Here is a 13,451-nt window from a genome sequence, read left to right on the forward strand (position 1 = left end):
CACCTGCCGGGCAGTGGGCCGGGAATTTTTTAGAACAGAGAAGAAACGTCAGGTTCCGCTTTGAATATCCACCACATTGCTGGATGCCTGATCCAAGGCCGCACGCACCGTCCGGGCAATCCCGTCCGCGTTCAGCCCTGCGGCGGCATACATCTCGTCCGGGCCCGCCTGGTCGATGAACACATCCGGCAAGTGCATGCTGCGCACCTTCAGGCCGTGATCCAGCAGCCCATCCGCCGCCATGGCTTGCAGCACCATCGCGCCAAAGCCGCCCATCGCCCCCTGTTCCACCGTGACCAGCACCGCATGACGCGCCGCCAGATCGCGGATCAGACCCATGTCCAGCGGCTTGGCAAAACGAGCATCCGCGATGCTCACCGACAGCCCCTGACCCTCCAGCACGGCAGCCGCCTTTTCACACTCATCCAGATGCGTGCCCAGCGACAAGAGCGCCACATCCGACCCCTCCTGGATCATCCGGCCCTTGCCGATCGCCAGCACCTCGCCGCGCTCGGGCATCTCGACCCCGCGCCCATTGCCGCGCGGATATCGAAAGGCAATCGGGCCGCTGTCATGGGCCGCCGCCGTGGTCACCATATGCATCAGTTCCGCCTCGTCCGAGGCGGCCATGACCACCATCCCGGGCAGAGCCGCCAGATAGCCGATGTCGAAAGATCCCGCATGGGTGGCCCCATCCGCGCCCACGAGACCGGCGCGATCAATGGCAAAGCGCACGGGCAGACCCTGCAAGGCCACATCATGGACCACCTGGTCATAGCCGCGCTGCAAAAACGTCGAATAGATCGCGCAGAAAGGTTTCAGCCCCGACGCCGCCATACCGGCCGCAAAGGTCACCCCGTGTTGTTCCGCAATACCAACGTCAAAGACACGCGCCGGAAAGCGGTCCGCCATCTTGTCCACACCGGTGCCGCCCGGCATCGCTGCGGTCACAGCCACAATGGTAGGGTCCTCAGCGGCCAGATTGGCCAAAGTGGCCCCGAACACCGATGTATAGCTTGGCGCGTTGCTCTTGCCCTTGGACTGCGCGCCGGTCTCCACATCGAACTTGGACACCCCGTGATACTTGTCGGCCGACCCCTCGGCGGGGGCATAGCCCTTGCCCTTCACCGTACAGGCATGGATCAGAACGGGGCCGGTGGACCGGGCACGGGCCGCACGCAGCACGGACAGAACCTGCCCCATGTCATGCCCATCAATCGGGCCGATATAGTCAAAGCCCAACTCTTCAAAAAACGTCCCCTTGCTCTCGACGCCCGTGACCATCTCGCGGGCGCGGCGCGCGCCATCGCGAACGGGTTTGGGCAGGGCCTGCTCCATCCCTTCGGCCAAAGCCTGGAACGGGGCAAAGGGTGAATTGCGGGACAGATTGGACAGATAGGTGCTCATCGCGCCGGTGGGTGGCGCGATGGACATCTCGTTGTCGTTCAGGATCACAAACAGCCGGCGACCCTCATGGCCCGCATTGTTCAACGCCTCATAGGCCATGCCGGCAGAAATCGACCCATCGCCGATCACGGCCACCGCATCGCCCGTCGGCATCCCCATGTCGCGACCCACGGTAAAGCCCAAGGCTGCGGAAATGGAGGTCGAGGAATGCGCCGCCCCAAAGGGGTCAAAGTCACTCTCGGAGCGCTTGGTAAAGCCGCTCAGCCCGTCCTTCTGGCGCAGAGTGCCCATGCGGTGGCGGCGGCCCGTCAGGATCTTGTGGGGGTAACACTGGTGGCCCACATCCCAGATCAGCTTGTCGCGGGGAGTGTCGAACACCGCATGAATGGCCACGGTCAACTCAACCACGCCCAATGACGATCCAAGGTGACCGCCCGTGCGGCTCACCGCCTCGATCACATCGCCACGCAACTCACGGGCGACCTGGGTCAGCTCGCTATCGGAAAACCGTTTCAGATCGGCAGGACCCGCCACGCGGTCCAACAATGGGGTCTGAGACATCACGCACATCCTTTTTTCAACGCCTCACCGCCTTGCCCGCGGTTGACTGAGGCAAAAAGGCGCCGCACCTGAGGGAACAAGTGCGACGCCAGGTTCCTGTAGCCAACAGGAAGGGAACCGGGGTCAGAAACCCCGCACCCGGACCAAGGAAGCCAATGGTCCGTGCCTGGCGTCACAGGGCAATCCGCAAACCGCCCCATGTCATCTTGGGCGTAGGGCGGGGGGGTGACCCCGCCGCCACGGTTACTCGTAGACAGGCGCGCCGGGGGCGGCCAGTTCAGGCCAGTCGGCGGTCATGTTCATGCCCTGCAAGGGGCGCTGATAGCCTTTGTGACAGGTCCGGCAGGCCACCTTGGGCGCGTCGGCATAGATGGGGCCGAGGCGCTCCGCAGGATAGGTATCCTTGAGCGGGATCAGATAGGTCTCGTTCAGGTCCAGAACCATTGCGATGCCAAGGCTGGCGGTCGACCACTGGGGCGTGTTCTGGCCCCCGTCATAGAACGCGCGGCTGTTGTGACAGAACACACAGTTCACGCCGAGGCTGTTGGCAAAGTAGTTCATCAGCGAATAGGTCCGCTCGGTGTCCTGAATGCTGGCATAGCCATCGACACCGGGCACGCCCGCCTCGCGGCTGTCCAGCGAGTGAACGGCGATGACCTCACCTTCCTCAAGATACTTGGCTAGCGCATCCGACGGCAAAGACGTCGATTGGCTCAGCGAGGTGGCGCGGTTCTGGTTGGCAGACCAGCCTTCGACATTCTCGTTGACCGGGCTGATGCGGAACCAGATATCGCTGGGCACATGTTCGCCCCGGTGACAGGTGTAACAGTTCACACCCACCTCGTCGGCGGCATTCACATGCCCGTACCAGTCATCATTGATGGCCTGAGTCATCTGGATCATGCGGCGGCTGACGACCTTGGTATAAAGGTCATCGGCCCCGTATTCCGACACATCCGCATCACCGTGGCAATAGGTGCACCCCTCGTCCGGGCTGACCCACTGGGTCATGGCCAGCATCACACGGTTGAAATTGTCCTCGGTCAGATCGCCCAGCACCTGAACGTTTTCGTACACGTCCTTGGCCAGCGGCTCACCGCCCTCGGGCACATAAGGCTCTTCGGTGTAGTAGTCCTCGATCGTGGGATCAGGGGCCACACGGGCCACGTTGAACTCGGGCACCGACATGCCCGTGCCCCGTGGGCCGGTCTGCAATGACGCGGTCTGCGCCGGATTGCCCCAGGTCACGATCAGGGCGGCCGCAAAGATCGCGCTGCCTGCCACACCGACCAGGATCGCCGGACCAAAGATGTTGGTCGGGTTGTCCTTGTTCCATTTATCAAACCACTTGGGAAACATATCAGTTCTCCTTCCCAATGAAGGCTTCATAAGAGCCGTAATCTTCGTAGCCGTAGGCACCGTCATACATGGGAGCAAAGTTGTGCTCTTGCGCCCAGATGAACCAGTTGTCGACAACTGTACCGGTCAGCAGGATCCCGATGCCGCCCGTGATGGGGGTCAGAACCGCGAACCACCAGGCCCAGCGGTGAATGCCTTCCATCGTGGCGTTGAACCCCATGGTCCAGCGCCAGAAAAGGGCCGCACGTTCCGTCGCTGTTCCGCGATCAAAGATCTGCTCAAGCTCGCGGTCGCCGCCATAACGAGTAACCGCCAGGATGGTGCCGCCATGCATGGCAAACAGCAGAACCGAACCATACAGGAACACGATGCTCAGACAGTGGAATGGGTTGTAGTACAGGTTGCCATAACGGATCGAAAAGGCGGTCGTCCAATCCAGGTGGGCAAAGATGCCGTAGGGCACAGCCTCTGACCAGCTGCCCATCAGGACAGGCCGGATCAGACCCAGAACCAGCACCAGCCACAGAAGGGCGGCAAAGGCCCAGGCCAGGTGCTTGCCCATCTTGTGCTGCTGCGCCAATTGGTAGGTGCGCAGCCACCAGGTCACGCAACCGCCCAAAAAGAACATGCCCGCGATGATGAACGCGCCACCGTCATTGAGGGGCGGCATGCTCAACCCGTATTCAGGCCCGGGGGGTTCCAGCGCCAGCCAGAACAATTGGCGGATGAACTCGGGCACCGACCAGCCAACTTGGGCCAGCATGGAAAAGCCCACGATGTTGAACCAGATCATGAAACAGATACACGAGATCACACCGTAAGAGCCGATGTTGATCGGACCAATTTGCGCGTTGCCAAACAGGCCCATCAGCTTGGAGAAGAAGGGCTTGCCCGCGCGCTCTGCGCTCAGCTCACCGCTGTCATCCATGCCCCATTCGGTTTTGCCCTGCACTTGGACCTGGGTGAAGATATTTTGATACTCAATCATGGTTATACTCCTCCCACGGGCATCGGGTTCGCGCCCCAGATCGGCAACTCAAGCCACCAGTTCCACCATTCGGGCCAACCGGCTGTCCAGACGGGACCAGAGATGATGATGCACACAGCCGAGAAGAAGACAGCGTTCAGCGCCAGCAGGTAACCGACCCGGTGGATGCCCAATGTGCCGACGGAATAGCCGATGTAGTCGCGGAAAAACGTGTCTTCGTGATCCGGCGTCTTGGCCAGCTCGCCCTTTTCCGGGTTGGCCGCCGACAGGATCAGACCGCCATGAAGCGCAAGGGCAATGGTGGTGGTAAAGAACAAGGTCACCGCCAGCATGTGGGCCGGATTGTAATGGAAGTGCAGATAGGCATAGCCCGTGTTGCTCACCCAATCGAGGTGGCTGAAGATCCCGTAAGGGAACCCATGGCCCCACGCACCCATCAACAAGGGGCGGAAGATGACCAAGGTGACATAGGCCAGGATCGCAAAGGAGAAGCCGATGGGCACATGGTATCCCATGCCCAGCTTGCGGCAAATCTCGACCTCGCGCAGGGCCCAGCTGATAAAGGCGCCCGTGGCGCAGAAGGTGACAATCTGCCAAAGGCCGCCCTCCATCAAGGGGGCCATGCCCAGACCGTAACTCAGATCAGGGGGGGCGATGTTGATCAGCCAGGGGTTAAAGGTGCCCTGCTGGGACGCGCCCCAGAAAATGAGGACGGTGCCCAATAGGGTGAAAAAGGCAGTCGTGACCCCGAAAAAGCCCACGTAGAAGGGGCCGACCCAAAAGTCGAACAGATCACCGCCGATCAGCGTCCCGCCTCGGACGCGATACTTTCTCTCGAAGGATAGCAAGGCCATCTCTCAAACTCCGCAGTTGGCGGTGCAGCCCACCATAGGACAGCGACCGTCTTGAATGTCGTTATGGTTTGTTGCGGGCAGGCCAGGGCGCACTGTCGGCCCCGCCCGCAACTTTGCTTTTGATCCGCTTGCGAACCGGTCTTACTGGGCGCTTTGGGCGGCCAGTTCGAACCAGTTGAAGTGGTCCGTGCTCAGCAGGACGAGGTGAATCATCGCCGCCAGCAGGAACAGGAAAACGCCCTGTGCGACAAACACACGACGGGGATCAAAGATGAGCCAGATCTTGTAGAACTTTGCCATTGCTTAAATCCCTCCTTAGAACCACGGACGCCAGATGAACACTGCCAAGTGAGCGACAACGGCAACGGCTGTAAAAAGCCAGAGCCCGCTCATATAGACAGTGTGCAATTCTTGCGCCTGCTCGTCTGTGAGACCTGTAAAGGACAGGTTTTCAGCCATAAGTATTCCTCCGGAATAAGATGCTGATGCCGCGCACCCCGCGGCCGGGTCCATTGGGGTCGCCCCCTCCGGGCTCTGTCCACCTGTTGCCAGGCGGCCAGTCTCGCATCCCGGCAGGCGCACACATGCTGGGAAATTCGAAATATGTCGGGTGGGCCTTCAAGCGTTGAAGATCATCGGCGTGATGATCCGCGCTTGGGTCCAGGCCCGGGCCATCGGGCCCTTGTCCGTGAACGACCGCGATTTGATCGCGGCCAACGCCCAGGTCAGGCAGGCCAGCGGCAGCGTCGCCACAAAGATGATCGCGAAATAGACCATGAACTCGGTCTTTTGGCCGTTGCGCTTTTTCGGCGCGGCCTCGGTGGTGACCAGATCAGATGTCATGTCAGTCATTGTTGCTCCTCCTCGGAAACAGGTTCTGACGACCCGGCCAGGGCAGGGTCCAATGCGCGCACAGTTTCGATCACAACCCGGTCCGCACCGGCGCTCAGGGCTGCTTGCTCAGCCGCATCGCGCAAGGTTTTTGCCGCGGAAATTCGGGTCAGGATGGGGTGCTTCTCGACAATCTTGTCGAGCATCGCCTGCGCATCGGCATCCCAGGGGAAGTCGCGGCGCAGGGTCGTCGGGGTCGCCTCGGCACTGTCCATGTCGGAGGCCAGAGGCAGGATGTGGAACAGGGCATCAAAAAGCCCGTTGCACACTTCCTGAATAAGATAGGTGGCACCGGCATAGCCCATCATCGGCGTGCCGGTATGACGGCGAATCGCGGCGCCGGGGAACGACGCGGGGATAAAGGCAGGCGCCGGTCCAAAGCCCGCCTTCAGCTCCGCCAGGTACATTTTTTCGTTGATGGAGCCAAAGACAACCAAAGGCCGCTTTTGGCCCATCCAGGCCCGCACCTCTTCGTTGTTGGTCTTCTTGCCTGCCACCCGGGCCACCGCAAAGGCGCAGGGCAAGCCCATGTCATCCTCCAGGAACTGACGAATGCCCCGGGTGTAGGTCTCGTTCGCCACGATGGCAAAGGACGCAGTGGCAAAGAAATCCTGCGTCACGGACCGCCACAGGTCCCACACAGGTTTGAGCGTCGAATGTTTTTCGCGCTCGATAAAAGGTTCGGGGTCGAGGCCCACCAAGGTCCCCAGTGCGCGCAGGAACTTGGTGGTACTCTCGACCCCTATCGGGGCTTGTAGATACGGCTTGGCAAGAAGCTCGCACAACCCGCGCCCGAACTCGCGGTACATGCAGATGTTCACATCCGCATTTACCAGATTTCGCATTTCGGCCACGTGGGCACCCAGCGGATGCACCATGTTGACCTCGCAGCCGATCCCTTCGACCAGCCTGCGGATCTCGGCCAGATCAGATGGCATGTTGAACGTGCCATACATCGGACCGAGGATATTAACGCGAGGACGCGCACCTTCCTCGCGTTTCTTCTCGGGCGGCATCCGACCCTTGGTCATACCGAACTCGGTAAAGATCCAGGTCATCGCCCGATCCGCCGCTTCCCACTGATCCTCATCAATGGTGCGCGGCAGGAATCTCTGAATGTTGGTGCCCATGGGGGTGACACCCCCGCCGATCATCTCGGCAATGGAACCGGTCACAACAACGGCAGGCAGCGCGGGGTCCAGCGTGCCCCAGGCCCGCTTCATCGCGCCCTCGGTCCCGTCACGGCCAAGCTCTTCCTCGCCCAGACCGGTGGTCACGATGGGCAACTCATGGGGTGGCAGCGCATCGGTGTAATGCAACACGGACGTCACCGGCAGGTTTTCACAGCCCACAGGGCCGTCAATCACACATTGCAGGCCCTTGACGGCACAGAACGCATAAACAGCCCCCCAATACCCGCCAGCCCGGTCATGATCCATAATCAGCATGAGGAAACCCCCAGCTTCTTTTCTTCAAAAATACTCCGGGGGTGTGGGGGCTGGCCCCCACTCCGAACATATGAAGCCCGCGCCATCATATCATCTCAGCGGCCTTCGCCGCCTTGGCCTGACGCTCAAGCTTCTTCTGGTTCTGCGCCCGGAAATCCTCACGCACATTCGGCGTGCCTTCCCAGACACCCGCCGTGTCGCCGGTGCCAACGCCCTCAAAGAACGCCTTCATATGATCCATGCGGGATTTGTTGCCGATAGCCGCGTTGATGACCGTGGCCAACGACCCGGCGCCCGCCACACCCATTAAGGGGCGCGCCGAAATCAGGTTGGTGAAATAGAGGCCGGGAATACCCAGCTCTTTGGCCTTCTGCACCACCGGCGTCGTGCCAATGGCCAGATCGGGCTGCACCGCTTCCATGGCGGCACAATCATCTTCCAGCGAGGCGCGGAACTGCACCTTGACGCCGCGCGCTTCCAGCCACTCCTGATCGTCCGCATTCCACGGCGTCCGGGGGCACGCGGTGCCCACATAAGGCACATCCGCCCCGCTCTCGATCAGCAGACGGGCAACCAGCAGTTCGGACCCTTCATAGCCCGACAAGGTGATCGTCCCCAAAATCGGCGTCGCCGCCAGCGCCCCGGTGATGGCAGGCAGCACAGCATTCTGAGCCGCAGCGATCTGTTCGGCGGAACAGCCATGGGCACGCCCAATCGCCGCCAGCCAGGACGCGGTGCCATCGCGGCCCACAGGGGCTGAGCCGACGATGGGCCGACCCGCGGCCTCGAACTCGCGCACAGAGGCGGTGTAAAACGGATGGATCGCCGCCACGACAGAACTGTCCAGAGCGGCGTAAAGCTCGCGCCATTCGCGGCACGGCACAACCGGGCCCGCAGCCAAACCCAGAGGGGCCAGCATTTGCCCGATCATCATCGGATCGGCCGGAAACATCTCGCCCAGCATGGCCACGGTCGGACGGTCCGACTTGCCACCGGTGGGCGCGGCCACGGGGCCAGCCTCAACCTCTTCGCGAGCGTATTTCAGCATCGCACCGGCCAACACGTCCTTGGCTTCCGCATGGGTCGGGATGCCAAAACCGGGCACATCAATGCCCACGATGCGCACACCGTTGATCTCGTTTGGCAGCAACCGCAGGGGCACGCCAGACGCAGTGGGCACACACAGGTTGGTCACCACAATGGAATCGTATTTCTCGGGATCGGCCAGATCGTGGACAGACTCGCGAATGTCCTCGAACAGCTTGCCGGTCACCAGCGTCTCGGAATTGAAGGGCACATAGCCCACGCTCCGACGCGCCCCGTAAAAATGGCTCACAAAGGTCAGGCCATAAACACAGCAGGCCGAGCCACTCAAAACGGTGGCGGTGCGGCGCATCCGCAATCCCACACGCAATGACCCAAAGGCGGGGCACATCGACTGCGGCTTGTCATGGGGGCCCTGCGGATAGTCTGCGGCGAACGTGTCGAGCATCTCGGAATTGCCGGCCATGCGCGCGGCCTTCTCCATCTCGGAACCCGAATGACAGCCAAGACTATCTACGCCCGCCTCCACGGCAGGCAACTCGGCCTCGCGCGGATGACCGGTGGTCACCTCCACCTCATCGGTGGCGTCATATGTCACGGCCTTGCTCAAGGCAGATCCCGCCGAAAGGCTGCCAAGGCCGCCTGCATCTGGGCCAGATTGGCACGTGTCGCAGCCAGGGCGCGATGTCCCTGCACCAGGCATTCCTGGCTGGTGTCACACATCTCTCGCGAGGTGCGGACAGCAATCTTGCTCTGGGTCACAGTCGCAATGACCGCGCTCAAATCAAGCGTCGTCATAGATCACCTCCAGCGACGCCTTCGGCTCGGCATTCTTGCCGCGCATGTCCATGTCGGTGGCCGGTTCCAGAACCACATCGCCACCGGTCTCGGACGCATCGAACAGGCCCAACAACCCGTCCTGATCCAGAGGGGCCGGGCGCACCGGCGGGGCCACCGCCACGTTCTCGCCCAGAGCAGCAAAGAGCGCGCCCCATTCGGAATCGGCCGTGCCGACAATCTGATAGTTGGCCGATTTCTTGCGCAGATCATCATTCTGCGGGATCGCCGCCAGCACCGGAATGTCGACCGCCTCGGCAAAGGCCTGCGCCTCGCCCGACCCGTCATCCTTGTTGATGACCAGACCTGCGACACCAACATTACCGCCCAGCTTGCGGAAATACTCCACCGCCGAACAGACGTTGTTGGCGACATACAGGGACTGCAAATCGTTCGATGCGACCAGGATCACCTTCTGGGCCATGTCGCGGGCAATGGGCAGGCCAAAGCCACCGCAGACCACGTCGCCCAGGAAATCGAGCAGGACGTAGTCAAAATCCCAATCGTGAAAGCCCAGCTTTTCCAGCAGCTCGAAACCATGGATGATGCCACGACCGCCGCAACCACGGCCCACTTCCGGGCCGCCCAACTCCATCGCGAACACGCCGCCGCGCTTGAAGCACACATCCCCGATCTGCACCTCTTCGCCGGCCAGCTTCTTCTTGGTCGAGGTCTCGATGATGGTCGGGCACGCCTTGCCGCCGAACAACAAAGATGTGGTATCGGATTTCGGATCACAGCCAATCAGCAAAACGCGCTTGCCTTGCTCGGCCATCATGTGGCTGAGGTTGGCAAGGGTGAACGACTTGCCGATGCCGCCCTTGCCATAGATGGCAATGATCTGGGTCTTGGAGGTAGGTTCTTCCGCCACGATATCTGCAAGGTCCTCATGGGCCTCATCGCGCAGCCGCTGATCGAAGTCTTTCAAATTTGGTACTTCATCTTTCACGGCTCAGTGCTCCCAATCCAAAATCATTTTCAGGCAGGACGCGTCGGTAAACGCCTGCTCATATGCCGCACGCGCCGTCGCGGCGGGCTTGGTGTGTGTGATCAAACCGCTCAAGCTCAGTGCGCCGCATTCGACCAGGGCGCGGGTCGCGGCCAGGTCCTCGCGGGTCCATTCAGCGGCCACGCGAAAGCGCGCCTCTTTCATAAAGGCGGGCGGAAAGGCAAAGGACAAAGGCGCGGAATAAAACCCGGCCAACACAATCTCGCCACCCTTGGCGATACGGCCAACCAGATCGTTCAGCAGGGCACCCTGCCCCGACGCATCATAGATCGACGTATAGTCGCGGCGCGGATCGTCAGCAGGGTCCATGACCTGATAGCCTTGGGCACCATCGCGACGGGCCGGATCAATTTCCCAGACCATCGGGGCCGGCGCACCGGCGGCAATGGTCAGACGGGCCAGCAAACGGCCCAGCACCCCGTGACCCACGATCAGGTCGGGCACCGCCTTGTTCATGCCAGCCATCGCATGGCGGGCGGTCGCGGCAAGCGCCAGCAAGGCACCCTCGGCGCCAAGGCCCGCATCGATTCGCGTCACGCGCTCGCTGTCCGTAACGACAGTGGCAGCGGCCCCACCAAACAAGCCAAAGGCACCGTCATAGCAATTGGCACCGGGCACAAACACACGGTCGCCGGGTTTGAACCCCGTCAGCGGCCCCGCCTCGACAACCTCACCCGCCGCCTCGTAACCGGGGACAAGCGGGTAGCCCATGCCAGGAAAGGGCGGCATCTCACCGCTCCAGAACAGTTTTTCGGTGCCGGTGGAAATGCCCGAATGGGTGACGCTCACAACCAGATCCGCAGGCCCCGGCGCAGTCAGCGGCAGGGTGTCCAGGTCCAGATCCTTGGGACCTTTCAAAAGGACGGCAGCGGTTTCCAATGTGATCTCCCTCAGGGTGGCCCACGCGGTCAAAGACTCAGACGCGAGCGGATTTCCTATAGTGTCATTCTAGTTAGACATTTCAATGTGTCAATTAGATTAGACACATTCAGGCGCAATCATTCGGCACGCACCGCCGTGACCGCTTGGGTCACATAGGACCGGCTGGGTTTGTAAACCTTGATCTGGTCAAACCCCGCCTCGGCCAACAGGGCCGAAATCTCCGCCGCCGATCGGGCACGGCCCGTCTGCATCGCCATCGTGTAGAATGCGAAATAGACGTCGCCCGCCTTGTCAGGCCGCGCGCCACCGCCCATCGGCTCCGAGACGATCAGGCGGCCGCCGGCAGGCAAAGCGTCTCGAACCTTGGCCAAAAGGGCGCGAACGGTATCGTCCGAATGGTCATAAAGGACACGGATCAACGATATGGCATCCATCCCTTCGGGCAATGGATCGGTGCGAAACGACCCCGGCACAATGCGCACCCGATCCGCCATGGCCGCCGCATCGAACCGCGCTTGGGCATCGGGCACCACGGGCGGCAGATCAAACAGGGTCATCTGCATCTTGGGCGCCGCACGCCCCGCCGCCTCAAGAAAGGCACCGGTGCCGCCGCCAATGTCCAACAGATGTGACACATCCTTGAGTGACACCGTGCGCAACGTGTCCTCGGCCACCAACCTTTGGGATTGGGCCATCAGATCGGAATAGATATGCGCCTCCGCCTCGGGCACATCGCCGCCAAAGACATAAGGCCAAAACTTCGACAGTTGCGTCTCCTCCGGCCCCCGCAGCAAAGCCACCGGATCACGCAGGTCATCATAAAATGCGCCATGATGGCGAATCATCGCCTCCAGCCCCGGCACGCCCATCAAGGCGGCCCCCTTGCGGGCCAGGGCAAAGCGCCCATCACGCTTGCGCTTGAGCAGGCCAAGGGCCGCCCCCGCCTGCAAGGCGATCTGCATCCGGTCGGCCGGAATATCCAGGGCATGGCCCAAATCATCCGCACTCTGCGGCCCCGCCTTGAGCCGCCGAAACACCTGCAATTCGATCAGGGCCAGCAAGACCTGGCTCTGCACAAATCCCTGCACAATATCAAACAGCACCGCCCCATCGGCGCGCGCCCGTCCCCGCGTCAAGGGAAAGCGGGCCGCCCAGCTTTGAAAACCGGGCCGCGCGATCAGGCGGTTCAGCCAGCCACCGCGCCAGGCGGGGCCGTCTTGGGTCTCGGTGATCATTCGCCGGGCACGTGGGTCGGTGTCACCACGGGCGTCAAACGCTCCGCATACATACGCACCATCTCGGCCAGTTGCGCCTCGCCCGGGCAAGCCGGGATCGAGGCGATGGCCCCGCCCAGAATATCCTTGAGGCGACTAATGGCCCCATTCACACCCAGCAGGGTCACCGCATTGGGCCGCCCATGCAAGTCGTCCTGACCCGCAGGCTTGCCCAGCGTCTCGGCATCATAAAGCGCATCGCGCAAATCGTCGGCCACCTGAAACGCCTCGCCAATGCGCGCGCCCAGCTCAAACCACGGCTCCGCCTCCTGGCCCGCGGCCACGGCCCCCATCTGCGTCGCGGCGATAAACAGCGCCCCGGTCTTGGCCTGATGGTAAGCGCTCAGGTCAATCTCGCTCTCGCTCTCCCAACCCTGGCCCGCACAGATGCCACCGGGCATGCCCGTGCGTTGGGCCAGCGTCATGATCAACTGCGCCACACGCTCAGGCGATTGCCCGGATTGGCGCGCCAAGATCTCAAAGGCGAGCACAATCAGGCTGTCGCCCGCCAGCACCGCCAAAGGCTCCGAATAGGCCTTGTGAACCGACGGCTTGCCCCGGCGCACATCCGCGTCGTCAAAACAAGGCAGGTCGTCGTGCACGAGGCTGGCACAGTGGATCAGCTCCAACGCCGAAGCGGCGGCATCGGAAATGGCAGGGCGGTCATCGCCGCAGGCCATTGCCACCGACATCAGGATGGTCGGGCGGATGCGGGCCCCGCCGGGGGCGGTCGCGTAATGCAAGGCACTGGCCAGCTTGGGCGGCGTCGATCCGCGTCCCTGCCCGACGGCCACAGCCTTGGCAATTGCGGCTTCGATCCGTGTGTTCAGACCCATGAGGTGCCTCCTGCAGCGGGATGAAGTGTAATGCACGCACGACACTAAAGTGTAAATCATA

14 protein-coding genes are annotated in these 13,451 nt (G+C 61.9%); all 14 read right to left on the reverse strand.

Annotated elements, in window-relative coordinates; translation table 11 throughout:
• Positions 1-48: 48 nt before the first annotated feature.
• The gene (dxs, locus tag Q1A44_RS20355) at positions 49-1,968 is read right to left on the reverse strand and encodes a 1-deoxy-D-xylulose-5-phosphate synthase (protein ID WP_299628949.1); all 1,920 of its coding nucleotides are present in this window, start codon (positions 1,966-1,968) and stop codon (positions 49-51) included.
• A 243-nt stretch (positions 1,969-2,211) separates the two neighbouring features.
• Positions 2,212-3,327 (reverse strand): photosynthetic reaction center cytochrome PufC, encoded by a 1,116-nt coding sequence (gene pufC / locus Q1A44_RS20360; RefSeq protein ID WP_299628951.1) that lies wholly within the window; start codon positions 3,325-3,327, stop codon positions 2,212-2,214.
• Position 3,328: 1 nt separating this feature from the next.
• Positions 3,329-4,315 (reverse strand): photosynthetic reaction center subunit M, encoded by a 987-nt coding sequence (pufM, locus tag Q1A44_RS20365; RefSeq protein WP_299628953.1) that lies wholly within the window; start codon positions 4,313-4,315, stop codon positions 3,329-3,331.
• Between the two features lie 2 nt (positions 4,316-4,317).
• Positions 4,318-5,169 carry a photosynthetic reaction center subunit L gene (gene pufL / locus Q1A44_RS20370; protein WP_299628955.1) on the reverse strand — a complete coding sequence of 284 codons (852 nt, stop codon included), beginning with the start codon at positions 5,167-5,169 and terminating at the stop codon, positions 4,318-4,320.
• Between the two features lie 141 nt (positions 5,170-5,310).
• The gene (pufA, locus tag Q1A44_RS20375) at positions 5,311-5,469 is read right to left on the reverse strand and encodes a light-harvesting antenna LH1, alpha subunit (RefSeq protein ID WP_159975336.1); all 159 of its coding nucleotides are present in this window, start codon (positions 5,467-5,469) and stop codon (positions 5,311-5,313) included.
• A 15-nt stretch (positions 5,470-5,484) separates the two neighbouring features.
• A complete protein-coding gene (pufB, locus tag Q1A44_RS20380) occupies positions 5,485-5,628 on the reverse strand; it encodes a light-harvesting antenna LH1, beta subunit (protein ID WP_299628958.1) in 144 nt (47 codons plus the stop codon).
• A 159-nt stretch (positions 5,629-5,787) separates the two neighbouring features.
• A complete protein-coding gene (gene pufQ, locus Q1A44_RS20385; protein ID WP_299628960.1) occupies positions 5,788-6,021 on the reverse strand; it encodes a cytochrome PufQ in 234 nt (77 codons plus the stop codon).
• Positions 6,018-7,508: a chlorophyllide a reductase subunit Z gene (gene bchZ, locus Q1A44_RS20390; protein WP_299628962.1), complete on the reverse strand. Its 1,491-nt coding sequence runs from the start codon at positions 7,506-7,508 to the stop codon at positions 6,018-6,020. Before bchZ ends, pufQ begins: the two co-directional genes overlap by 4 nt.
• Before the next feature lie 85 nt (positions 7,509-7,593).
• A complete protein-coding gene (gene bchY / locus Q1A44_RS20395; protein WP_299629095.1) occupies positions 7,594-9,081 on the reverse strand; it encodes a chlorophyllide a reductase subunit Y in 1,488 nt (495 codons plus the stop codon).
• 77 nt (positions 9,082-9,158) lie between these two features.
• Positions 9,159-9,350: a hypothetical protein gene (locus Q1A44_RS20400; protein WP_299628964.1), complete on the reverse strand. Its 192-nt coding sequence runs from the start codon at positions 9,348-9,350 to the stop codon at positions 9,159-9,161.
• Positions 9,337-10,338, reverse strand: a complete 1,002-nt coding sequence (locus tag Q1A44_RS20405; protein ID WP_299628966.1) for a chlorophyllide a reductase iron protein subunit X — start codon at positions 10,336-10,338, stop codon at positions 9,337-9,339. The genes Q1A44_RS20400 and Q1A44_RS20405 overlap by 14 nt, the downstream gene beginning before the upstream one ends.
• Positions 10,339-10,341: 3 nt before the next feature.
• The gene (gene bchC, locus Q1A44_RS20410) at positions 10,342-11,277 is read right to left on the reverse strand and encodes a chlorophyll synthesis pathway protein BchC (protein WP_299628968.1); all 936 of its coding nucleotides are present in this window, start codon (positions 11,275-11,277) and stop codon (positions 10,342-10,344) included.
• Between the two features lie 119 nt (positions 11,278-11,396).
• Positions 11,397-12,515, reverse strand: a complete 1,119-nt coding sequence (locus Q1A44_RS20415; RefSeq protein ID WP_299628970.1) for a methyltransferase — start codon at positions 12,513-12,515, stop codon at positions 11,397-11,399.
• On the reverse strand, positions 12,512-13,390 hold the full coding sequence (locus Q1A44_RS20420; protein WP_299628972.1) for a polyprenyl synthetase family protein: 879 nt from the start codon (positions 13,388-13,390) through the stop codon (positions 12,512-12,514). The genes Q1A44_RS20415 and Q1A44_RS20420 overlap by 4 nt, the downstream gene beginning before the upstream one ends.
• Between the last annotated feature and the right edge of the window lie 61 nt (positions 13,391-13,451).

Source organism: uncultured Tateyamaria sp. (assembly GCF_947503705.1).
GTDB lineage: Bacteria > Pseudomonadota > Alphaproteobacteria > Rhodobacterales > Rhodobacteraceae > Tateyamaria.

Coding starts and splice junctions, on each gene's coding strand:
- dxs (WP_299628949.1), bottom strand. CDS start 1,968: ATGTCTCAGACCCCATTGTTGGACCGCGTGGCGGGTCCTGCCGATCTG.
- pufC (WP_299628951.1), bottom strand. CDS start 3,327: ATGTTTCCCAAGTGGTTTGATAAATGGAACAAGGACAACCCGACCAAC.
- pufM (WP_299628953.1), bottom strand. CDS start 4,315: ATGATTGAGTATCAAAATATCTTCACCCAGGTCCAAGTGCAGGGCAAA.
- pufL (WP_299628955.1), bottom strand. CDS start 5,169: ATGGCCTTGCTATCCTTCGAGAGAAAGTATCGCGTCCGAGGCGGGACG.
- pufA (WP_159975336.1), bottom strand. CDS start 5,469: ATGGCAAAGTTCTACAAGATCTGGCTCATCTTTGATCCCCGTCGTGTG.
- pufB (WP_299628958.1), bottom strand. CDS start 5,628: ATGGCTGAAAACCTGTCCTTTACAGGTCTCACAGACGAGCAGGCGCAA.
- pufQ (WP_299628960.1), bottom strand. CDS start 6,021: ATGACTGACATGACATCTGATCTGGTCACCACCGAGGCCGCGCCGAAA.
- bchZ (WP_299628962.1), bottom strand. CDS start 7,508: ATGCTGATTATGGATCATGACCGGGCTGGCGGGTATTGGGGGGCTGTT.
- Q1A44_RS20400 (WP_299628964.1), bottom strand. CDS start 9,350: ATGACGACGCTTGATTTGAGCGCGGTCATTGCGACTGTGACCCAGAGC.
- Q1A44_RS20415 (WP_299628970.1), bottom strand. CDS start 12,515: ATGATCACCGAGACCCAAGACGGCCCCGCCTGGCGCGGTGGCTGGCTG.
- Q1A44_RS20420 (WP_299628972.1), bottom strand. CDS start 13,390: ATGGGTCTGAACACACGGATCGAAGCCGCAATTGCCAAGGCTGTGGCC.